The organism is Bacillus sp. FSL K6-1284 (genome assembly GCF_038002625.1).
In the GTDB taxonomy this organism is placed as follows: domain Bacteria; phylum Bacillota; class Bacilli; order Bacillales; family Bacillaceae; genus Bacillus; species Bacillus paralicheniformis.
Genome location: NZ_JBBOCW010000001.1, coordinates 3,651,593 through 3,672,921, shown reverse-complemented (window position 1 = coordinate 3,672,921; position 21,329 = coordinate 3,651,593). Strand labels below are relative to the sequence as shown.

At 46.3% G+C, this 21,329-nt stretch carries 19 protein-coding genes, 1 pseudogene and 1 other annotated feature; of the genes and pseudogenes, 16 read left to right on the top strand and 4 right to left on the bottom strand.

From position 1 onward, the window contains the following. Positions 1 to 18 precede the first annotated feature (18 nt). From MHB72_RS18850 to MHB72_RS18835, 4 genes are all read left to right on the top strand, one after another. A complete protein-coding gene (locus MHB72_RS18850) occupies positions 19 to 1,452 on the top strand; it encodes a LutB/LldF family L-lactate oxidation iron-sulfur protein (RefSeq protein ID WP_145930009.1) in 1,434 nt (477 codons plus the stop codon). After that, complete coding sequence (locus MHB72_RS18845; protein ID WP_145930010.1) at positions 1,449 to 2,171, top strand: LutC/YkgG family protein; 723 nt, start codon at positions 1,449 to 1,451, stop codon at positions 2,169 to 2,171. Before MHB72_RS18850 ends, MHB72_RS18845 begins: the two co-directional genes overlap by 4 nt. A gap of 336 nt (positions 2,172 to 2,507) precedes the next feature. Continuing rightward, positions 2,508 to 3,197, top strand: coding sequence for an ABC transporter permease subunit (locus tag MHB72_RS18840; protein WP_195258334.1), 690 nt, complete (start codon positions 2,508 to 2,510; stop codon positions 3,195 to 3,197). Further along, the gene (locus MHB72_RS18835) at positions 3,197 to 4,123 is read left to right on the top strand and encodes an ABC transporter ATP-binding protein (RefSeq protein ID WP_020453010.1); all 927 of its coding nucleotides are present in this window, start codon (positions 3,197 to 3,199) and stop codon (positions 4,121 to 4,123) included. Before MHB72_RS18840 ends, MHB72_RS18835 begins: the two co-directional genes overlap by 1 nt. Before the next feature lie 413 nt (positions 4,124 to 4,536). Here MHB72_RS18835 and MHB72_RS18830 read toward each other — a convergent pair whose 3' ends face one another. After that, positions 4,537 to 5,010 (bottom strand): hypothetical protein, encoded by a 474-nt coding sequence (locus MHB72_RS18830; RefSeq protein WP_096748327.1) that lies wholly within the window; start codon positions 5,008 to 5,010, stop codon positions 4,537 to 4,539. A gap of 314 nt (positions 5,011 to 5,324) precedes the next feature. Next, positions 5,325 to 5,581, top strand: a binding site (T-box leader). 61 nt (positions 5,582 to 5,642) lie between these two features. On the opposite strand from MHB72_RS18830, the gene MHB72_RS18825 reads away from it, so the two are divergent. Beyond that, positions 5,643 to 7,010 (top strand): amino acid permease, encoded by a 1,368-nt coding sequence (locus MHB72_RS18825; RefSeq protein WP_195258336.1) that lies wholly within the window; start codon positions 5,643 to 5,645, stop codon positions 7,008 to 7,010. Between the two features lie 139 nt (positions 7,011 to 7,149). After that, positions 7,150 to 8,157, top strand: a complete 1,008-nt coding sequence (locus MHB72_RS18820; protein ID WP_216919478.1) for an LLM class flavin-dependent oxidoreductase — start codon at positions 7,150 to 7,152, stop codon at positions 8,155 to 8,157. Positions 8,158 to 8,246: 89 nt separating this feature from the next. Here MHB72_RS18820 and MHB72_RS18815 read toward each other — a convergent pair. Continuing rightward, a pseudogene (locus MHB72_RS18815) lies at positions 8,247 to 8,345 on the bottom strand (hypothetical protein); the annotation flags it as partial. Positions 8,346 to 8,637: 292 nt separating this feature from the next. On the opposite strand from MHB72_RS18815, the gene MHB72_RS18810 reads away from it, so the two are divergent. The 8 genes from MHB72_RS18810 (at position 8,638) to MHB72_RS22925 (ending at position 16,754) form a co-directional block, all read left to right on the top strand. Continuing rightward, positions 8,638 to 9,678: a sugar-binding transcriptional regulator gene (locus MHB72_RS18810; RefSeq protein WP_020453006.1), complete on the top strand. Its 1,041-nt coding sequence runs from the start codon at positions 8,638 to 8,640 to the stop codon at positions 9,676 to 9,678. Positions 9,679 to 9,711: 33 nt separating this feature from the next. Then, positions 9,712 to 10,719, top strand: a complete 1,008-nt coding sequence (gene gap, locus MHB72_RS18805) for a type I glyceraldehyde-3-phosphate dehydrogenase (RefSeq protein WP_020453005.1) — start codon at positions 9,712 to 9,714, stop codon at positions 10,717 to 10,719. Between the two features lie 174 nt (positions 10,720 to 10,893). After that, complete coding sequence (locus MHB72_RS18800) at positions 10,894 to 12,078, top strand: phosphoglycerate kinase (RefSeq protein WP_020453004.1); 1,185 nt, start codon at positions 10,894 to 10,896, stop codon at positions 12,076 to 12,078. A gap of 30 nt (positions 12,079 to 12,108) precedes the next feature. Beyond that, entirely contained in the window at positions 12,109 to 12,870 is a 762-nt protein-coding gene (gene tpiA, locus MHB72_RS18795; RefSeq protein ID WP_020453003.1) for a triose-phosphate isomerase, read from the top strand. After that, entirely contained in the window at positions 12,863 to 14,398 is a 1,536-nt protein-coding gene (gpmI, locus tag MHB72_RS18790; protein ID WP_020453002.1) for a 2,3-bisphosphoglycerate-independent phosphoglycerate mutase, read from the top strand. The genes tpiA and gpmI overlap by 8 nt, the downstream gene beginning before the upstream one ends. A gap of 22 nt (positions 14,399 to 14,420) precedes the next feature. After that, positions 14,421 to 15,713, top strand: coding sequence for a phosphopyruvate hydratase (gene eno / locus MHB72_RS18785; protein WP_020453001.1), 1,293 nt, complete (start codon positions 14,421 to 14,423; stop codon positions 15,711 to 15,713). Positions 15,714 to 15,849: 136 nt separating this feature from the next. After that, a complete protein-coding gene (locus MHB72_RS18780) occupies positions 15,850 to 16,482 on the top strand; it encodes a type 1 glutamine amidotransferase family protein (protein ID WP_026580127.1) in 633 nt (210 codons plus the stop codon). 188 nt (positions 16,483 to 16,670) lie between these two features. After that, positions 16,671 to 16,754 carry a putative holin-like toxin gene (locus tag MHB72_RS22925; RefSeq protein ID WP_412057055.1) on the top strand — a complete coding sequence of 28 codons (84 nt, stop codon included), beginning with the start codon at positions 16,671 to 16,673 and terminating at the stop codon, positions 16,752 to 16,754. Between the two features lie 307 nt (positions 16,755 to 17,061). On the opposite strand, the gene MHB72_RS18775 is transcribed toward MHB72_RS22925, so the two are convergent. After that, the gene (locus tag MHB72_RS18775; RefSeq protein ID WP_101561450.1) at positions 17,062 to 17,451 is read right to left on the bottom strand and encodes a hypothetical protein; all 390 of its coding nucleotides are present in this window, start codon (positions 17,449 to 17,451) and stop codon (positions 17,062 to 17,064) included. Positions 17,452 to 17,624: 173 nt separating this feature from the next. On the opposite strand from MHB72_RS18775, the gene MHB72_RS18770 reads away from it, so the two are divergent. Together MHB72_RS18770 and MHB72_RS18765 are read left to right on the top strand one after the other, a co-directional pair. Further along, complete coding sequence (locus MHB72_RS18770; protein ID WP_065644304.1) at positions 17,625 to 18,572, top strand: ABC transporter substrate-binding protein; 948 nt, start codon at positions 17,625 to 17,627, stop codon at positions 18,570 to 18,572. Positions 18,573 to 18,702: 130 nt separating this feature from the next. Continuing rightward, positions 18,703 to 20,481 (top strand): zinc ribbon domain-containing protein, encoded by a 1,779-nt coding sequence (locus MHB72_RS18765; RefSeq protein WP_216919480.1) that lies wholly within the window; start codon positions 18,703 to 18,705, stop codon positions 20,479 to 20,481. Between the two features lie 42 nt (positions 20,482 to 20,523). On the opposite strand, the gene MHB72_RS18760 is transcribed toward MHB72_RS18765, so the two are convergent. Then, positions 20,524 to 21,303: a zinc ribbon domain-containing protein gene (locus MHB72_RS18760; RefSeq protein ID WP_026580124.1), complete on the bottom strand. Its 780-nt coding sequence runs from the start codon at positions 21,301 to 21,303 to the stop codon at positions 20,524 to 20,526. Between the last annotated feature and the right edge of the window lie 26 nt (positions 21,304 to 21,329).

Here is a 21,329-nt window from a genome sequence, read left to right as displayed (position 1 = left end):
TAGAGGGGGACATTCGTTATGGCAATGAAGATCGGAACGCAGAAATTTAAAGAGCGCGTATCAGACGGGCTCGAAAATGAGTTTATGAGGGGGGCTGTTTCAAGTGCGCAGGAGCGCTTGAGAGCGCGCCGTCTTGAGGCGGCGGAAGAGCTCGGGAACTGGGAAGAATGGCGGTCTCAGGCCGAGGAAATCAGGCAGCACGTGCTCGAAAACCTGGACTACTACCTAGAACAGCTCGCCGAAAATGTCGCCAAAAAAGGCGGGCACGTATTCTTTGCACAGACGGCCGAAGAAGCGACAGGCTATATTCGCGATGTAGTGAAAAAGAAAAACGGCAAAAAAATCGTGAAATCAAAATCAATGGTGACCGAAGAAATCAACATGAACGAGGCGCTTGAACGCGACGGCTGCGAAGTGGTCGAAACCGATTTGGGCGAATACATCCTCCAAATCGATGATCATGATCCGCCGTCACATATCGTCGCACCTGCTTTGCATAAAAACAAAGAGCAAATCCGCGACGTCTTCAAAGAGCGGATCGGCTACCGCAACACCGAAAAGCCGGAAGAGCTTGTCATGCATGCGCGCGCCGTGCTCAGAAAGAAATTTCTCGAGGCTGACATCGGCATTACGGGCTGCAATTTTGCGATTGCCGATACGGGGTCTGTCAGCCTTGTCACAAACGAGGGAAACGGACGTCTCGTCACGACCGTTCCGAAGACGCAGATTACCGTGATGGGGATGGAGCGGATCGTCCCTTCATTCGACGAGTTTGAGGTTCTCGTCGGCATGCTCACAAGAAGCGCGGTTGGACAGCGGCTGACAAGCTATATCACGGCGCTGACAGGGCCGCGGCTGCCCGGTGAAGCGGACGGACCCGAAGAGTTTCACCTCGTCATCATTGACAACGGGCGTTCGAACATTCTCGGAACGGAGTTTCAATCCGTCCTCCAATGCATCCGCTGTGCGGCCTGCATCAATGTTTGTCCCGTATACCGCCATGTCGGCGGGCATTCTTACGGTTCGATCTATTCAGGCCCGATCGGAGCCGTATTGTCGCCGCTGCTCGGCGGATATGACGATTATAAAGAACTGCCGTACGCCTCTTCGTTATGTGCGGCATGCTCTGAAGCATGTCCGGTAAAAATCCCGCTTCACGAACTGCTTCTGAAGCACCGGCAGCGCATCGTTGAAAAAGAAGGGCGCGCACCGATATCCGAGAAGCTCGCGATGAAAGCGTTCGGCTTGGGAACTTCTGCGCCATCTCTATATAAAATGGGCTCCAAATGGGCGCCGGCAGCCATGAAGCCGTTTAACGAAGACGGCAAAATAACGAAGGGACCGGGTCCGTTAAAACAGTGGACCCAGATTCGCGACTTCCCCGCGCCGAACAAGTCAAGGTTCCGCGACTGGTTTGAGGACAGACGGAAAGAGAAAGGGGAAGACAAATGACAAACGGAACAATCCAAAATAAAGACGGTTTTTTGAACCGGATTGCGGAAAGGCTCGGCCGCAACAGGCGCTTGGCAGGTGTCACCGTTCCCGATTATACGTATCAGCCGCAGCACCGGGTATATCAAGGCTATACACAGGATGAGCTTGTCGGCGTCTTAAAGGACCACTGCCGGAAGATTCATACGGAGCTGATTGAAACGGATGTCATCGGCTTGCATGATGCCTTGTATGAACAAGCATCACGATTTGGAGGCGGGCCGGTCATCATTCCGAAAGATGACCGTTTTAAAGAGTACGGACTGTCAGGCCTGTTAACAGACAAGTGGCCGAATGAGGGGACAAAAGTGTGGGAATGGAATGCAGCGGCCGGAGATGAAAATATCCAGCGGGCCGAACAGGCTAACATCGGCGTGACATTCAGCGAGATCACGCTTGCTGAATCCGGAACGGTCGTCCTCTTCAGTTCAAAAGACAAAGGACGATCTGTCAGCTTGCTGCCGACGACATATATTGCGATCGTCCCGAAAAGCACCATCGTCCCGCGGATGACACAGGCAAGCGCAATGATCAAACAAAAGGTTGCAGACGGCGACGTCATCCCGTCCTGCATCAACTATGTCACTGGACCGAGCAATTCAGCCGACATCGAAATGGACCTTGTAGTCGGTGTCCACGGCCCGGTAAAAGCGGCATATATTGTCGTGACTGACCGGTAATTAGACGATAACAAAAAGATTAGCCTCATGCAGAGCTAATCTTTTTTTATTTAGCGATATGACAATTCCGGCATATCCCGATTTTTCGCATCATTCCACTTTTTTTGCCGGTTATAAAATAGCGGAACTTGTTATATTAAAATGGTATTTTTATCAGTTTTCCGGCTCTGTATCCCCATTTCTGCCGCTGGTTCAAGCCACTTGCATCTCATTTATGATTCTCGGAAACACCCCTGTAAGAAATAGCCTATTAAAATTTAAGGTAATGTTAAGGATAAGATTATTTCCCGATAATGTTCACTCACTATAATGGAGAATAGTGAAGGAGTGACTCGTATGCGGGCGGTATGTCTGAATGAATTTATCAGTCTTTTTAAAAGCATCAAGTCGATTATTGTCATTATTATTATGTTTTGGGTGAGCTATAAGACTGCAGGATTGATCGAACAGGCGCCTGCGGACTTCGTGCGCGAATTGGATTTAGGAAGCGATGCAAACGCAATCGGAACGGCCGTTATTGTTTTCGCTCTCGGTTTCCTGTTTATCGCTGGACTTTCTCATGACATGATCAACCGCGAAGTCCATGCCCGGACGGTCAGATTTCTTGTGACGAAAACGTCGCGGATCAAGATCATTCTGGGAAAGTTTTTTGGCGTCTGGCTGTTTTGGTTTGTCTGCATGCTCGTTTCGTACACCTTGGTGATGATCGCCTCAAAAGAGTTTTTATGGATGAGTTATGCAGACAGCATGGCGTTTCTTACAGCTGCAATCTCTTTGAACCTTTTATTTTCCATCGTGATTTCAAGGCCCGCCATGTCCATGTTTTTCGGAATCGTGTTTGCGCTCGTCTTTCCCGCGGTCAGCTTATGGACTGTTTATTCAGAGAACGGCATGATCACCTGGTTTAAATATTTAACACCGTACTATTACTCCGTGCTGGGCGGTTCTTTTGTTTTCATCAACTTTGTCTACGCGGCCATCGTTCTTTGCGGTGCGATCGTTTTGTTTAAAAGGAGAGATTTATAATGGATGTGGTGATCGAGGCAAAAGGGCTGATGAAAAGCTACGGGGCTAAAACCGTCGTCAATCATGTCGACCTCCAAGTCGAAAAAGGAGAGATTTACGGTTTCCTCGGCCGTAACGGTGCGGGGAAATCTACGTTCATGAATATGATCACAGGCATTATCGAGCCGACAGCCGGCAGTTTTCTGCTGTTAAATGATGCTTCGATTGAAAACGTCAAGCATCGCATCGGCGTTTTACCTGATTATTTGACCCTCTATGATTCAATGACAGCAGTCGGGCATTTGAAGTATTTTGCAAAGCTGAACGGACAAGCCGTATCGACTGAGCGGTGCGAAGAAGTCTTAGAGAGAGTTGGGTTCACTGAGCATGCTGAAAAAAAATCGGGCGCCTATTCATTCGGTATGAAAAAAAAGCTCGGCATCGCCCAGGCGATCATCCACGACCCCGAGCTCATCTTTTTGGATGAACCGACATCAGGTGTCGATGCCGAATCGGCCCTGCACATTCAAAAGCTGATTATGGATTTGCAAAAAGAAGGTAAGACGGTATTTATGACATCACACAACCTGCATGAGATAGAGAAAATCTGTACGCGAATCGCCATCATGAAAAACGGCCGCATTTTAATAGAAGGCACGCTCGATGAATTAAGGAGGCATTTCATGTCGAACATAAGCGTTCACATTCGCCATTCGACTATTCCCGATCAGCATTTCGGCCTGATCGACCGTTTTCTTGAGTCAGCTGGTGAAAACGTTCAATTCAATCACCATGAGATTTCGATCACCGTCAATTCAGAAGAAAAAATTCCCGCCATTGTCAGAGTATTAACGAACTGCAAAGTGGGAATCTACAGAATTCACGTCGATGAACCGTCGCTTGAAGACATCTTTATGGACAGCTCTGAGGAACGCGTTGTTTCTTGACAGAAAGAATTTGATAGGAATGAACCCGGATCTGTTCGGGCATCATGCCTTTAGTCTTGCAGATGCGAATGGCGTCAATGGATAGATCTATTAAATGCCCGAACAAAAAAGCGCCTTTGAATAAAGGCGTTTCAGCGTGTCGACAAACCCTCGCATTCGTTGTCAGGCCTGCGCGTCGGTGCTCACGAATAGAGGAAGGATCGGCGGCTAACCGCCCAGGCGTCCTGCCTAAACGCCGCCGTCATCACATCCTGTGAAAGTCAGCTTCCGATGCTCGCCCTTCCTAGACTGCAAGGGTTTTCAATCACGCTGAAAGGATGACAAAATCCCAAAACAAAAGTCGCTTTGGGATTTTGTCAACAATCTGAAAACGCCTTTGAATAAAGGCGTTTTCCATAAGGGGTGCTCGGTTTCTAGTATTTCCCCAAAATCGACATGTCGCCGGTCGTTTCTTCATCAATGACATTTCCGTCTTGGTCCATCTTGACGAAATACCTGCCTCCGTTTGTTACGTTTTTGTACTCGGTTTCCGAAGTGCCGTCATCGTTTTGTGTGAATTCAAATTGAACATCAGCGATAAGAGTGTTGCTGTTGAGGTCGACATAGTAGGAATGGAAGCTGACATGGCTCCAGTCATCTTTTTCGGCAGGGGTGTCTGATATGACGCCGATTTTTTCAGCAGGATCATTGACAATCACGCCGTAATCCTTCTGCAAATTGCCGGTTTCAATATCAGCGTCGTTTAAAATCTCTTTCATCTGGCTAAATTCAGCATCTGTAGGTGTTGTATATCTGTCTTCAGGAATGTTTTTCGCAAAGCTTACGGACGATGAACCAAAGACGAGCGTTAATACGGACAAGATCACCATAAACGAAAGTTTTTTCACGTTCTCTTCCTCCTTTAGCTGAAGTGATGATTCGGTTCACACTCTATCATCGTTAAAATATTTTGTAAAGTTTGAATAATATTTCAATTTAACTATTTTTTTCGGGGGAAATCCGCCGATTTTTATATTTCCCTCTTTTGGGGAATGCTCCATCATCATGAAAGTTGTGCATATCTTCCCTTGTATTTTCCAATGGAAAAGGCGATTTTCCTTGAAAAAAGAGAAAAATTTTAATTTTTATTTTTTGGCAGTGGATTTGATGTTGACAAAGTCAAGATCGCCACGTATATTATATGAATATATTTCAGGCAGAAGAAAACACAATGAACGGGAGCAGTAAAAGATCGGCATTGGCAAAGAGAGCTGCGGGTAGGTGCGACGCAGACCAATGAACCTTTGAACTCGCCCGGGAGTGGACTGGCTAAAGGACGGACATCAATTCCTGAGGACATTACGATTAACCTTCGTTAACAGGTTTGCACAGTATGGCTGTGCATCGCAAAGCTGGATTCTTGGCATAGAATCAAAAAGAGTGGTACCGCGGTAAGCTTCAAAGCTCATCGTCTCTTTATCTTCAAATCGAAGAGGGAGACGGTGAGCTTTTTTCATTTTACTAGAGGAAGTGAACATAGATGGAGAAAGACATGCAGAAGCTCGAGCGCACAATGACATCGCGGCATATTATGATGATGGCATTGGGCGGAGCCATTGGAGCAGGATTATTTAAAGGAAGCAGCAAAGCGATCGATTTGGCGGGGCCTTCGGTCATGATCGCCTACTTGATCGGCGGCGTGATTTTGCTGTTTATCATGCAGGGGCTTGCCGAGATGGCTGTCCGAAACAGTGAAGCCAGAACATTCAGGGATCTCGTTCAATCAATATTAGGGCCGTATGCCGCTTATTTTTTAGACTGGATATACTGGAAAATGTGGGTTCTCAATATTGCGGCAGAGGCTGTTGTCGCCGCGATATTTTTGCAGTACTGGCTGCCGGGGCTGCCGATCTGGGTGCTGGCGCTGTTCGTTTCACTCGTCATTACGAGCGTGAATTTGCTTTCTGTCAAAAGCTTTGCCGAGACGGAATACTGGCTTGCCCTTATTAAAATCACAGTGATTGTCGTCTTTATTATATCCGGATTTATCTTGTTATTTTTCTCTTTTGGACAACACTCAGCTGTTGGTTTTACTCATTTGACAGACCATGGCGGCTTCTTCCCGAATGGCGCCGGAGGGCTGATTACAGCCATGCTAGTTGTGATCTATTCCTACGGCGGAACCGAAATTATCGGGGTGACACTGGCGGAAACCAAAAACCCTGAGAAGGTCGTGCCTAAAGCTGTGCGTGGAACGTTGACGCGCATTATTGCTTTTTATCTTCTGCCGTTTTTCGTGATCGTCAGCTTGATTCCATGGAATCAAGTCAACGGTGTGTCGGAGAGTCCTTTTGTTATGGTCTTTAAGATGATCGGCATTCCCGGAGCCGATCATTTGATGAATGCGGTCATTTTACTGGCGGTCATTTCTTCGATGAACTCAGGGCTTTACGGCGCCTCCCGAATATTGTATACACAGGCGTCAGACGGAAGAATGCCGAAAATCTTTTCGAGACTTTCCGTGAGAAAAGTGCCGGTTTATTCGATTCTATTATGTACTTCTTTCTTATACTTGGGCGTATTGTTTTCACTGTTTGCCGGCAGCCAAACATTTGAATATTTGATGGGGTCTCTCGGCTATACCGTCCTTGTGATCTGGATGCTGATTGCCGCTGCCCATTTAAAATCGAGGAAACGGAATCAAACAGCGGGGAACGGCTACTATGTCAAATGGTTCCCTTATACGACTTGGCTGGCAATCATTTCACTGACAGCGATACTGATCGGTGTCATCCTGACTACATCGATTGTCATTACATTGGTGACGGCGGGAATCTATCTGCTCATTAGCGCTGCTTATTTCTTTAAAGGAAGGAACCAGACAGCCGGCCAAACGTCCGCTTCTTAAAAAAAGGCTTGCCTCCGCAGGGAGGCAAGCTTTTAACACATTAGTTCGATTTTTTTCGAACTAATTTCTTTTATTCACCTGAACGATTATGTTATCGTCTAATTACATGACCACTACACTTCAGGAAGAAGGAAAGACAATGTCAAAACAGCATTTCAAAAATACGAAGTATTCCGTATTAAATCTGTCTCCTATCGTACAAGGCGGAGATGCGGGACAATCTTTTAAACAATCTATGGATTTGGCGCAGCATGGCGAAAGATGGGGATACCACAGGTTCTGGCTGGCTGAACACCATAATATCGAAGGCGTTGCGAGCTCGGCTACCTCTGTTTTGATCGGTTATATCGCCGGGGGCACCAAGAAGATGCGCATCGGTTCGGGAGGGATTATGCTGCCGAACCATTCCCCGCTCGTTATCGCCGAACAGTTCGGAACGCTTGAATCCCTTTATCCAGGCAGAATCGATTTAGGACTGGGGCGCGCTCCGGGTACGGATCAATTAACCGCCCGCGCATTAAGAAGAAATATAAGCAGCGGGGAGGATTTTCCCGAGCAGCTTGAAGAACTCCGCCAGTATTTTAAGCCGTCCGGCAATGTAAGAAATCACGTGCGCGCCATACCGGGCGAAGGGCTTGATGTGCCGATTTGGCTTCTCGGTTCAAGCGGATTCAGCGCCCGGCTTGCCGGGGAACTCGGTTTGCCGTTTGCATTTGCGGCTCATTTTTCGCCGGCCAATACGCTGCCTGCTTTGGAACTGTACCGCAGTTCGTTTAAGCCGGGCGTCTTGGAGGAGCCTTATGCGATGGTCGGGGTGACCGTGATCGCAGCCGATACGGACGCGCAAGCGCAGCGCCTTGCAACATCGCACTATCAGAAGTTTTTGGATCTTGTCCGCGGCGCCCCGACTCAGCTTAAGCCGCCTGTAGATGATATGGATCAGATTTGGACGCCGCGTGAAAAAGCGATGGTGAATGAGCAGCTCAGCTCAACGATCATCGGCGGGCCGGACACTGTGAAAGAAAAGCTTGAAGAATTCATCCGTACGACTCAGGCGGACGAGATCATGATCAATTCAGAAACGTTTGACCATGCTGATAGACTTCGCTCGTTTGAAATCATTGCTGATGTCTGGAAAAATGGATAAACGGCAACAAAGCAACGGAACGGAAAAACCGCCCGTTGCTTTTTTTATGAGTACGTACTTTAGCAATATATTTATTTTTGAAAATAGACGAAGATGAGGGACGGTACCATACCGTACGCGAGCATCGACCTCCATCCGGTATGTACACCCCATTCTAACGTCCCAGAACGTTGGACAGCCAGATTCATTTTGAATATTTCCGGTCCGTAATGCGCAATGGCATTCATAGTTTTTTTTCATTGAGGCACGTTTTCATGAAATATGTATAGTATAGAAATCAACAGGGACAATAATTAATACAGATGTGTGAACATTCGCGCGAATGTTGTCGAAGAATTGATTCTTAACAGTTGAATAAACATTTTAACCCTGTTACAATAAGGAATGTAAGCAGGAGCAATTTTTTTTGGCTGAGGTGGGACGTTTTCAGTCACTACGGGACATTATTTGTCCAGGACGAGATGAAAGGAACGTTTTGGCATGAATCAACTAATACAGGCTCAAAAAAAATTATTGCCGGATCTTCTCGATGTCATGCAGAAAAGGTACAAAATTTTGCAGTACATAAGGCTGACTGAACCGATCGGCAGAAGAAGCCTTGCCGCCAGCCTCGGCATCAGCGAGCGGATTTTAAGGGCGGAGGTTCAGTTTTTAAAAGAACAAAATCTACTAGAGATTAAAACAACCGGCATGATATTGACACTTGAAGGATCCAACCTGCTGAAAGTTCTCGAAGATACGATGAAGGATGTTTTAGGTTTAACCCATTTGGAAAATACATTAAAAGAGAGGTTGAACCTCGACGAAGTCATCATTGTATCGGGAGACAGCGACCAGTCCCCATGGGTCAAAAAAGAGATGGGGAGAGCGGCCGTCGCATGCATGAAAAACAGGTTTACGGGGGAAAATATCGTCGCCGTAACCGGAGGTACGACGCTTGAGGCCGTGGCAGAAATGATGACGCCTGACTCGAAAAACCGCAAGCTGCTTTTTGTTCCGGCAAGAGGCGGGCTCGGCGAAAACGTCAGGAATCAGGCCAATACGATTTGCGCCCATATGGCTGAAAAAGCTTCCGGTACATACAGACTGTTATTTGTGCCGGGTGAGCTGAGCAAAGAAGCATATTCTTCTATCATTGAAGAGCCTTCTATTAAAGAAGTGCTTCAGACAATTCAATCGTCCAGTATGGTGATCCATGGAATCGGGGATGCTAAAACAATGGCAGAACGAAGAAATACACCGAAGGAAGATTTGAAGAAAATAGAAGAAAATGAGGCGGTTGCAGAAGCGTTCGGCTACTATTTCGACCGCCACGGAGAAGTCATTCACAAAGTGCACAGCGTTGGCATCCAGCTCGAAGATCTTGATTCAATCCCGAACATCATTGCGGTGGCGGGAGGCTCGTCAAAAGCGGACGCGATAGAGGCGTACTTCAAAAAGCCGCGCAACACGGTTTTGATCACTGATGAAGGAGCCGCGAAACAGTTATTAAGGGAAGCTTCTTCCCTCAATATAAATTAAATATCTCTTATTTACTTAAAGGAGGAAATCATCATGGCAGTAAAAGTCGGTATTAATGGTTTTGGTCGTATTGGACGCAATGTATTCCGCGCAGCATTAAATAATCCTGAAGTTGAGGTTGTAGCAGTTAACGATTTGACAGACGCTAACATGCTTGCTCACCTATTACAATATGATTCAGTACACGGAAAATTGGACGCAGAGGTTTCTGTTGACGGAAACAACCTAGTTGTTAACGGTCAAACAATCCAAGTTACAGCAGAGCGCGATCCTTCTAAACTTAGCTGGGGCAAACAAGGCGTTGAAATCGTAGTTGAATCTACTGGTTTCTTCACAAAACGCGCAGATGCGGCGAAACATTTGGAAGCCGGCGCGAAAAAAGTTATCATCTCAGCTCCTGCGAGTGAAGAAGATATTACAATCGTTATGGGTGTTAACGAAGATAAATACGATGCGGCTAACCACGATGTGATCTCTAACGCATCTTGCACAACAAACTGCCTTGCGCCGTTTGCAAAAGTTCTGAACGACAAATTCGGCATCAAACGCGGTATGATGACAACTGTTCACTCTTACACAAACGATCAGCAAATCCTGGATCTTCCGCACAAAGACTACCGTCGTGCGCGTGCGGCAGCTGAAAGCATCATTCCTACAACAACTGGTGCAGCGAAAGCCGTTTCTCTTGTACTTCCTGAATTGAAAGGAAAACTGAACGGCGGAGCAATGCGTGTTCCAACACCAAACGTATCACTTGTTGACCTGGTTGCTGAACTTGACAAAGAAGTAACAGCAGAAGAAGTAAACGCAGCGTTTAAAGAAGCAGCAGAAGGCGAACTTCAAGGCGTTCTTGGCTACAGCGAAGAGCCGCTTGTTTCTAAAGACTACAACGGCAATGCAAACTCTTCTACAATCGATGCTCTTTCTACAATGGTTATGGAAGGCAGCATGGTTAAAGTTATTTCTTGGTATGACAACGAAAGCGGATATTCTCACCGTGTAGTTGACCTTGCCGCTTACATCGCAAAACAAGGTCTTTAATCCGGAAACCAGAATCAGACTTGGTTCTTGATGAGAGAAGCGCTATAATGAAAGCGGACAAGGGAAGGGGACACACACTCCCTTTCCCTTTTTCCATATCGGCGCCAATTAAGCCGCCCGGGGATTTCCGTTTTCAGGCTTGTAAAACATTAAAAGGAGGATCTCCTAAAAGCCATGAACAAAAAATCAGTAAAAGACATTGATGTAAAAGGCCGTGTTGTTTTCTGCCGTGTTGACTTTAACGTTCCGATGAAGGACGGAAAAGTGACGGATGATACGAGAATCCGCGCCGCACTTCCGACGATTCAATACTTAACAGAGCAGGGAGCGAAAGTTCTTCTTGCAAGCCACTTGGGCCGTCCGAAAGGCCAGGTTTCAGAAGAGCTTCGCTTAACGCCGGTAGCCGCACGCCTCGGCGAACTGATCGGCAAAGAAGTGAAAAAAGCGGATGAAGCTTACGGCGACGCCGTAAAAGCGCAAATTTCCGAAATGAAAGACGGAGATATTCTCGTATTGGAAAATGTCCGCTTCTATCCGGGAGAAGAAAAGAATGATCCTGAGCTGTCTAAAGCGTTTGCCGACCTGGCTGACGTGTATGTCAATGACGCATTCGGAGCGGCTCACCGTGCCCATGCTTCAACAGCAGGTATCGCTGAACACCTTCCGGCTGTTGCAGGCTTCCTCATGGAAAAAGAGCTTGAAGTGCTGGGCAAAGCACTGTCTAACCCTGAACGTCCGTTTACAGCGATCATCGGCGGCGCAAAAGTAAAAGACAAAATCGGCGTGATCGAAAGTCTTCTTGAGAAAGTAGACAACCTGATTATCGGCGGCGGTCTTGCTTACACGTTCGTTAAAGCGCTGGGCCATGAAGTAGGAAAATCCCTGCTTGAAGAAGATAAAATTGAATTGGCTAAATCTTTCATGGACCGCGCCAAAGAAAAAGGCGTGAACTTCTACATGCCTACAGACGTGCTTGTTGCTGACGATTTCTCAAACGACGCCAACACGAAAGTCGTGCCGGTCAGCGAAATCCCTAGCGACTGGGAAGCCCTTGACATCGGGGAGGAAACAAGAAAAACATATGCTGACGTCATTAAAAACAGCAAGCTTGTTGTTTGGAACGGACCGATGGGTGTATTCGAACTCGATGCGTTCGCTAAAGGAACAAAAGCTGTCGCTGAAGCTTTAGCAGAGGCAAAAGATACATACTCTGTCATCGGCGGCGGAGACTCTGCAGCTGCTGTAGAAAAGTTCGGCCTTGCTGACAAAATGAGCCACATTTCAACAGGCGGCGGAGCTTCCCTTGAGTTTATGGAAGGAAAAGAACTTCCTGGCGTCAAAGCATTGAACGACAAGTAAGCAAAATATACAGCATAAGGAGTGGAGCATATGAGAAAACCAATTATAGCCGGTAACTGGAAGATGAATAAAGTGCTTTCAGAAGCTGTCAGCTTCGTTGAAGAAGTGAAATCTTCCATTCCCGCAGCAGATAAAGCAGAAGCTGTTGTCTGTGCGCCTGCACTGTTCCTTGAAAAGCTTGCATCAGCTGTTAAAGGTACAGATCTGAAAGTCGGCGCGCAAAACATGCACTTTGAAGAAAGCGGTGCTTTCACGGGTGAAATCAGCCCTGCGGCTTTGAAAGACCTCGGAGTTGAATACTGCGTCATCGGCCACTCCGAGCGCCGCGAAATGTTTGCTGAAACGGATGAAACGGTCAACAAAAAAGCGCATGCTGCATTCAAATATGGCATCGTGCCGATCATCTGCGTAGGTGAAACGCTTGAAGAGCGCGAAGCAAACAAAACAAACGAGCTTGTTGCAGACCAAGTGAAAAAAGCACTTGCAGGTTTAACAACTGAACAGGTAGCTGCTTCCGTGATCGCTTATGAGCCGATCTGGGCGATTGGAACCGGCAAATCTTCAACTGCACAAGATGCAAACGAAGTATGCGCGCACATCCGCAAAACCGTTGCATCAGAATTCGGACAAGCTGCAGCAGACAGCGTCCGCATTCAGTACGGCGGAAGCGTAAAACCTGCGAACATTAAAGAATATATGGCCGAATCCGATATCGACGGCGCTCTTGTCGGCGGAGCAAGCCTTGAGCCGCAGTCTTTCGTGCAATTACTGGAGGCAGGTCAATATGAGTAATAAATTGGCCGCACTCATCATTTTGGATGGGTTTGGACTAAGGGACGAAACAGTCGGAAACGCCGTAGCCCAAGCGAAGAAACCGAACTTTGACCGCTATTGGAACAAGTATCCGCATCAGACGCTGACAGCTTCAGGCGAAGCGGTCGGACTTCCCGAAGGACAAATGGGAAACTCTGAAGTCGGCCACTTGAACATTGGCGCCGGACGGATCGTCTATCAAAGCCTGACGCGCGTCAACGTCGCAATCCGTGAAGGCGAATTTGAGCGGAACGAAACGTTTTTAGACGCGATGAAACACGTCAAAGAAAAAGGCACAAACCTCCACTTGTTCGGACTGCTGTCTGACGGCGGAGTACACAGCCACATTCAACATTTGTACGCACTCTTGAAGCTTGCGAAAAAAGAAGGCGTTGAAAACGTCTATATTCACGGCTTCCTTGACGGCCGCGATGTAGGCCCGCAAACAGCTGAGAAGTACATCAAAGAGCTTCAGGAGCAAATCGAAGAAATCGGCGTCGGCGAGATCGCAACATTGTCAGGCCGCTATTATTCAATGGACCGAGACAAGCGCTGGGACCGCGTCGAAAAAGCGTACCGAGCCATGGCATACGGAGAAGGACCGAAATATGAAAATCCGCTCGATGTCGTGAAAGATTCTTATGAAAACGGAATTTACGATGAATTCGTCATTCCTTCCGTCATCACGAAAGAAAACGGCGAGCCTGTTGCGACAATTAAGGACAACGATGCGGTCATTTTCTACAACTTCAGACCTGACCGGGCGATCCAGATTTCCAACACGTTCACCAATGATGACTTCCGCGATTTCGACCGCGGAGACAAGCATCCGAAAAACCTTCATTTCGTCTGCTTGACACATTTCAGTGAAACGGTTGACGGATACGTGGCATTCAAACCGGTCAATCTCGACAACACAGTCGGCGAAGTTTTATCCCAAAACGGGTTGAAGCAGCTTCGCATCGCTGAAACTGAAAAATATCCGCACGTTACGTTCTTTATGAGCGGCGGACGCGAAGAGAAATTCCCTGGCGAAGAGCGAATCTTAATCGACTCGCCTAAAGTTGCAACATACGACTTGAAACCTGAAATGAGTGCATATGAAGTAAAAGATGCGCTTGTCAAAGAAATTGAGGCTGAAAACCATAACGCGATCATCCTCAACTTTGCCAACCCTGACATGGTCGGACATTCAGGAAAAGTCGAGCCGACGGTCAAAGCAATCGAAGCGGTTGACGAGTGCCTCGGCGAAGTCGTTGATGCGATTCTTGCAAAAGGCGGCCACGCGATTATTACGGCCGACCACGGTAACGCAGACGTGCTGATTACCGAAGAAGGCAAGCCGCACACCGCACATACGACAAATCCGGTTCCTGTCATCGTCACAAAAGAAGGCGTGACATTAAGAGAAGGCGGAATCCTCGGGGATCTGGCGCCAACTCTTTTAGACTTGCTGGGTGTTGAAAAACCGAAAGAAATGACAGGATCGTCATTAATTCAAAAATAAGCTTTAAAGGAGAGAAACAAACATGCCATACATTGTTGATGTTTATGCACGTGAAGTATTAGACTCCCGCGGTAACCCGACGGTTGAAGTTGAAGTATACACTGAATCAGGAGCTTTTGGACGCGCGCTTGTTCCAAGCGGAGCTTCCACTGGTGAATACGAAGCTGTTGAGCTTCGCGACGGCGACAAAGACCGCTACCTTGGAAAAGGCGTTTTAACAGCCGTTAACAACGTAAACGAAATCATCGCACCTGAGCTTATCGGCTTTGATGTGACAGAGCAAGTATCAATCGACAAATTGCTGATCGAACTTGACGGAACTGAAAATAAAGGCAAGCTCGGCGCCAACGCCATCCTTGGTGTATCAATGGCCGTTGCCCGCGCAGCTGCGGATTTCTTACAGATTCCTCTATACCAATACCTTGGAGGATTCAACTCTAAAACGCTCCCAGTACCGATGATGAACATCGTAAACGGCGGAGAGCATGCGGACAACAACGTTGACATTCAAGAATTCATGATCATGCCTGTCGGTGCGGAAAACTTCCGCGAAGCACTTCGCATGGGAGCACAAATTTTCCACAGCTTGAAATCAGTTCTTTCTGCTAAAGGAATGAACACTGCTGTAGGTGATGAAGGCGGATTCGCTCCAAACCTTGGTTCTAACGAAGAAGCGCTTCAAACAATCGTTGAAGCGATTGAAAAAGCCGGCTTCAAACCTGGCGAAGAAGTGAAATTGGCTATGGATGCTGCATCTTCTGAGTTCTACAACAAAGAAGACGGCAAATACCATCTGTCCGGCGAAGGCGTTGTGAAAACATCTGCTGAAATGGTTGACTGGTACGAAGAAATGGTTTCTAAATACCCAATCATCTCTATCGAAGACGGACTTGACGAAAACGACTGGGAAGGCCACAAACTTCTGACTGAGCGTCTTGGCTCAAAAGTTCAGCTTGTCGGTGATGACCTTTTCGTTACAAACACGAAAAAACTTGCTGAAGGCATCAAAAACGGCGTCGGCAACTCTATCCTGATCAAAGTAAACCAAATCGGTACATTGACTGAAACATTCGATGCGATCGAAATGGCGAAACGCGCAGGCTACACTGCTGTTATCTCTCACCGTTCTGGTGAAACTGAAGACAGCACAATCGCTGACATCGCTGTGGCAACAAACGCAGGACAAATCAAAACAGGTGCTCCGTCCCGTACGGACCGTGTTGCGAAATACAACCAGCTTCTTCGCATCGAAGATCAGTTGGCTGAAACTGCTCAATACCACGGTATTCAATCTTTCTACAACTTGAATAAGTAAGCATAAAAAAAAGCTTGGCTGCTGATGCGGCCAAGCTCTTTTTTGTGTGAAAGCTTAATTTTTTCTTTACCCTGACAAGAGCTGTCAGGGTTTTTGACTATAATAGGCTGTATCAATTGAGATTGGAGTGTTATGGATGCAGTCGAAAACAGTTTATCTTTATGCATTTCCTACAATGTCGGATTGGGAATATGGATATTTAATGGCCGAACTGAACTCGGGAAGATATTTCAAAAAAGATGCAGCACCTTTAAAAGTCATGACAATAGGAGTGACTAAAGAAATGGTGACGACGATGGGAGGGCTGCGCATCAAACCGGATATCTCACTTGATGAGTGGACGCTTGAGAGTACGGATCTTTTAATTTTACCCGGAGGGAATACTTGGGGAGAAGAGATTCATCAGCCGATCTTAAAAAAGGCCGGCGAAGCTTTAGAGCTTGGCGCGATGGTTGCCGCAATTTGCGGCGCAACTGCGGGACTGGCGAATAACGGATATTTGAATTCAAGAAAGCATACAAGCAATGACCTAGCATATATGAAAATGGTCTGTCCCCATTATAAAGGAGAACCATTTTATGAGATGGAACCAGCGGTATCTGATGAGAATCTGGTTACTGCATCAGGAACGGCTCCTCTTGAATTCGCGAGGGAAGTTCTGAAAAAATTAGACGTGTTTGCACCGGATACATTGGATTCATGGTATCAGCTCAATAAGACCGGCCAACCTGAATATTTCTTCACGTTAATGAACTCGATCAATAAGTAGCTCAAAGACCATGAGGAGAACGATGCTTTAGACGCTGGAGGAGCATTTTTTTCGGTGGAAAAGCAAATTTCATGAGGGAAAAGGGTTTTTTATTTTATTTAACACTCTGCTTGGTATGGTATAATCTACCTCGTATAAAAAGCTTTGCTCACTCAAGGGAAGTCTTGCTCATCCCCTTCTGAAAGGGGGTGATAAAAGTGACAGCATATGAAACAATCTCTTTAATGATTGCTTTTGGCATGCTGATTGCCATGTTGTCAAAGAACAAATAAAAATAGACCGCCCCTTGAGCCTGGAAAGTGATAGGGAGTGGTCTATTTTAGATCAATCTGAGCAAGCCCCTTCGAAGGGCCGGCTTTTTGTACAACCGAAGTGTTGGAGCACTTCGCTTCTTAGTATATACAACATGCTTTTTGAGATTACATCTATATCATAAGGAATTTTCATTAATTTGTAAATGGTGATAGCAAATTGTTGTTTTTATGAATCGGAAAGGTATTTTCTGCCCCATTTTGTCTAGCACTGTTTACAACCTTAGGCTCCAACAACCCTTCAGCCTAAGAAAAAGCCCACCCGTTATCACAGACTTTTCACAGGTTTCAGAAGCCAGGCGGGAAGAAAACCGCTAATGCCAATGATCAAAAAACCAATGATCGACAGCAGTGCAATCGCAATGGAAGAGAGCGTTTGCTGAAGGCTGTAAGCCGCGCAGGAAAGCAGCACACCCAATCCTAAGGTGATGAGGAAGACCTTTTGATTCGTGAAAAACAACGTTTCAGATCTTTTGAATTTGATATAAATTAAAGGAAGACCCGTATAGCCTCCTATGATAAGTGTGAACAGCATCGCTAAAATAAACTGAGGTATAGCTGAAACATTGACTCCGAACATTTCTCCAAATGAAACCGACCAGCTGCTTAACATCACAAATCCTAAAAGATAGAGAATGGATAAAGCCAAATTTTTCATTTAAATCCCTCCACTTGAAAATATACACTATAAGTATTCAGAAGTAAAAGCGGAATAATTATCTTAGTGTTTGAACTAAAAAACTATAGGAATTTCATATTGACTTTGGGTTGTTTCATTATATAATCTAATTGATAATGAAAATCATTTGAGAAAAGGGGATACAGCATATCATGAAACGTTTTAAATGGTTTGCGCTGTTCGCTGCGCTTTTCCTTTTATTAGCCGCCTGTGGAAATCAAGAGAAAGAACAAGCTGCGGAGAAGAACGACAGCAAAGATTCCTATACTGTAAAGCACGCAATGGGAACAGCGACAATTGACGGCACTCCGAAAAAAGTCGTTGTGCTGACGAATGAAGCGACAGAAGCAGTGCTCGCCCTGGGTGTTAAACCTATCGGCGCCGTTCAATCCTGGCTGGGAGATCCATGGTATGATCATATTAAAGATAAAATGAAAGGCGTAGAGAACGTCGGAACGGAAGCTGCGCCGAATATTGAAAAAATCGCGAGCCTGAACCCTGACCTCATCATCGGCAACAAAATCCGCCAAGAAGAAGTATACGACAAGCTGAAAGCCATCGCGCCGACCGTATTTGCCGAGACATTGTCAGGGGAATGGAAAGACAACTTTAAGCTGACAGCCGAGGCGCTCAATAAAAAAGCAGAAGGCGAAAAAGTCATCGCTGACTTTGATAAGCGTGTTGAAGACATTCATGAAAAGCTCGGCGATAAAGTGAAGCAAAAAGTCTCTCTCGTCCGCTTTACAGATGCCGATACCCGCATCTATCACAAGGGATCGTTTGCCGGAACGATTTTGGATCAGCTCGGTTTTGCAAGGCCTAAAGGCCAGGAAGCCAACGATCTCGGACAAATGGAAGTGACAAAGGAGCAAATTCCTGATATGGATGGAGACGTGCTTTTTTATTACACGTATGAGACAGGCAATGACAAAGCAAGCGCCATTGAGAAAGACTATGTCAACGATCCGCTCTTTAAAAATTTAAGCGTCTCCAAAAAAGGAAACGTCCATAAAGTGAGCGATGCCGTCTGGAATACAGCCGGGGGCGTCCTTGCAGCGAATCTGATGCTTGATGATATCGAAAAATACTTTTTAAAATAATGAAAAAAAAGTCAAACGGATCAGCGCATTCGTTTGGCTTTTTTTGATGCTGCCTTAAGATTAACTCCCTTCTTACGATAAATATAGTATAAAATGACTAAAGAGGTTTAAGTTCGATAGGAGGAAAGTCATGAATTTTTGCAAGGAATGTGGAAGGGAACGAACAAAAAATGCGCTGTATTGCAAGCATTGCGGCGCGCGGGTGGACGAGGAACGAGCTTCCGATCCGGCGGCAGGGTATCAGCGTGCGATGACACGAAAAAGAATCATCATCATGGCAGCAATCGCGGCCTGCTTGATTTTATTGTTTGCCGGCTATAAAACCGGTGAAGCACTCACTTCAAAGGAAAAACTGATTTCCGATTTTGAAGCTGCCCTCGATCAGAAAGATGCCAAGAAAGCAGCAAAACTGCTTCAATCATCAGACGTGGATCTGGCTGTCACGGAGAAAAACGTCAAGCCGCTCCTCGATTATTTGAAAGAACATCCGGATGAAGAAAAAGAGCTGATCTCATCCTTAAAGAGCGGTGCCGGCCATCCATTGATGACGATCGAAAAAAAGGGCAGACGTTTTTGGATCTATGACCACTATGTCTTGAACACGGTGCCTGTCTATTTAACGGTTAAGACAAACTATAAAGATACCGGCCTGTTTGTTAACGGTGAGAAGGTCATCACAACAGAAAAAGAAAACTTCGAGAAAAAAATCGGCCCGTTTGTTCCCGGTATTTACGAGGTGAAGGCAAAGCTGAAAAGCGGAATCGCCGACCTTGAAAAAGCGGAAAAGGTCACTGCCCTCCAAGGTGATGTGAAGGTTAATGCGGACCTTGACGGGCACATGGCAAAGCTCGTCTTTGGAGAAGGCTATGAAAACTTGAAAGGAACGCTCTGGATCAATGATCAGGAGATGAAGATCAACCCGTTCAAAGGAACTGAATTCGGACCCGTGCTGACTGACGGTTCAATGACTGCTGCGGTTGAGGCGCAATTTCCGTGGGGGAAGCTGAAAAGCGAAAAAGCGCCGATTGAAAGCGGGGAAATCGAAGTCAATCTTGCTTCAGACAAGGAATTTATGGATGAGATGATGACCACGGTCGTCAGTCATACAAAAGAAGCAGCAAAGGCCTTTGCAAGCGGCGATGTCAGCGGCATGACACTGGCCGCGACGTCTTATCAAACTAGCCTGAAAGAGGTCACGGACGGGCTGAAAAGCAGCAGCACCTACTATAAAGGCACCTACTTATCTACCGTATTTGATCTTGATTCGTTTCGGCTGTACAAAGAAGACGGGCAATGGAAAACAGAGGTTAAAGGGATTGAAAAGCATAAATCGGCTTATTATGACGACTACAGTGCCCCTGAACTGGAAGAAAACGATAACGGCTATACGTACACACTGGTCTATTCAGAAAGCAAGAAAAAGTGGTTCGTCGAAAAAAGCGATCCTGAAGCCGTTATCAATATCGAACATCAAAAAGAAATCAAAAATGACAATCCGAAGGAATACACATCGGCATGGGCTTCGGCAAAAGGAGCTGTGAACAATGCATCAGCAGATGAAGAGCTCACTGATCAAAAGGTTGCTTCCGCCATTGAAACGTATTTATACGGTCTTCAAGGCGCCATCAACACAAACAATTTCGGCCTTGTCCGCGACAGCTTGAAAGAAGGAAGTCCGCTGTACAACGATCAAAAGAAACTTGTCACTAAACTGTACAACAGCGGGACGCAGGAAGAAGTTGCAGATTTCAGCGTAAACAGCTGGAAGCAAAACGGGCGGGAGGCAACGATTAAGACAACGGAGAAAATCAATATCATTAAAGGCGGAAAAAAACAGTTAAAAACGTACCATTGGACATATCATGCCTCCATCGAGAACGGACAATTGCTCTTGACGTCAATAGAATAAAAAAAAGCCTTTTTCCTTTGAGGAAAAAGGCTTTTTACTTCACTAAAACAGCCGCCCTAATATAGAGCCTCCGATCCTTCCGAAATATTCAAGAAACAAATCTCCCATGATCCGCACAGACATAAATGTCAGCAAATAGACGATCAGCGTCGCGTAAATCGTATCAACAGCGCCTGCCGCTTTTTCGTGGTAGCTCAAGATGACAGCCGGCGGAATTAAAAAGGCGATACCGCAAAGGGCAAAGAAAAGAATGTATACAAACAAACCCGTTTGCATGAATGATAAGAGCAATGCGGCGAGCAGAAGTGCGACGAAAGGAACAAGCACCGTTCCAAACCGTCCGAGCACTTCCTTAAATGTCGCTTGCACACCTCGAATGCGCACACCTGCGTATGTAAAAACAAATAATAAGAAAATATAAATAGCAAAGGTAAAAGCGGGCTTGACGACGATATCAAAAAATGTCGGCATTGCGTAGGATCGGCCGAATAATCCGGAATAGTCCCCCAGAGAGTCAAAAAAGCCTTTGAGGCCGAAGTAAAACATCAGCGGCACTGTAAGCGCAAAGATCACCATTGTGATGATGCTGTTGAGGACGTGCTGTTCCCCCGCGTTTTTCATTTCGGTATACGGTCGTTTCAATACCTTTAAACAAAAGGAAAAATACATGGAAGACGCTTGTTTCGCCGCCTCCGTGTACCTCGCTGCCTGCGGCGTTTCAGCGGGAGCCTTGCTGTCAGCACTGCCGCCTGCCAAGCTTGCCCCGCACTGCTCACAAAATTTTCCGCCATCTGTTTGATGGCCGCACTTTGAACATGTCATAAAAATAAAATCTCCTTTGAAATAGT

What these genes read in the sequence shown, in the direction of transcription:
- MHB72_RS18850 (WP_145930009.1), top strand. Translation starts at nt 19, where the DNA reads ATGGCAATGAAGATCGGAACGCAGAAATTTAAAGAGCGCGTATCAGAC.
- MHB72_RS18845 (WP_145930010.1), top strand. Translation starts at nt 1,449, where the DNA reads ATGACAAACGGAACAATCCAAAATAAAGACGGTTTTTTGAACCGGATT.
- MHB72_RS18840 (WP_195258334.1), top strand. Translation starts at nt 2,508, where the DNA reads ATGCGGGCGGTATGTCTGAATGAATTTATCAGTCTTTTTAAAAGCATC.
- MHB72_RS18835 (WP_020453010.1), top strand. Translation starts at nt 3,197, where the DNA reads ATGGATGTGGTGATCGAGGCAAAAGGGCTGATGAAAAGCTACGGGGCT.
- MHB72_RS18825 (WP_195258336.1), top strand. Translation starts at nt 5,643, where the DNA reads ATGGAGAAAGACATGCAGAAGCTCGAGCGCACAATGACATCGCGGCAT.
- MHB72_RS18820 (WP_216919478.1), top strand. Translation starts at nt 7,150, where the DNA reads ATGTCAAAACAGCATTTCAAAAATACGAAGTATTCCGTATTAAATCTG.
- MHB72_RS18810 (WP_020453006.1), top strand. Translation starts at nt 8,638, where the DNA reads ATGAATCAACTAATACAGGCTCAAAAAAAATTATTGCCGGATCTTCTC.
- gap (WP_020453005.1), top strand. Translation starts at nt 9,712, where the DNA reads ATGGCAGTAAAAGTCGGTATTAATGGTTTTGGTCGTATTGGACGCAAT.
- MHB72_RS18800 (WP_020453004.1), top strand. Translation starts at nt 10,894, where the DNA reads ATGAACAAAAAATCAGTAAAAGACATTGATGTAAAAGGCCGTGTTGTT.
- tpiA (WP_020453003.1), top strand. Translation starts at nt 12,109, where the DNA reads ATGAGAAAACCAATTATAGCCGGTAACTGGAAGATGAATAAAGTGCTT.
- gpmI (WP_020453002.1), top strand. Translation starts at nt 12,863, where the DNA reads ATGAGTAATAAATTGGCCGCACTCATCATTTTGGATGGGTTTGGACTA.
- eno (WP_020453001.1), top strand. Translation starts at nt 14,421, where the DNA reads ATGCCATACATTGTTGATGTTTATGCACGTGAAGTATTAGACTCCCGC.
- MHB72_RS18780 (WP_026580127.1), top strand. Translation starts at nt 15,850, where the DNA reads ATGCAGTCGAAAACAGTTTATCTTTATGCATTTCCTACAATGTCGGAT.
- MHB72_RS18775 (WP_101561450.1), bottom strand. Translation starts at nt 17,451, where the DNA reads ATGAAAAATTTGGCTTTATCCATTCTCTATCTTTTAGGATTTGTGATG.
- MHB72_RS18770 (WP_065644304.1), top strand. Translation starts at nt 17,625, where the DNA reads ATGAAACGTTTTAAATGGTTTGCGCTGTTCGCTGCGCTTTTCCTTTTA.
- MHB72_RS18765 (WP_216919480.1), top strand. Translation starts at nt 18,703, where the DNA reads ATGAATTTTTGCAAGGAATGTGGAAGGGAACGAACAAAAAATGCGCTG.
- MHB72_RS18760 (WP_026580124.1), bottom strand. Translation starts at nt 21,303, where the DNA reads ATGACATGTTCAAAGTGCGGCCATCAAACAGATGGCGGAAAATTTTGT.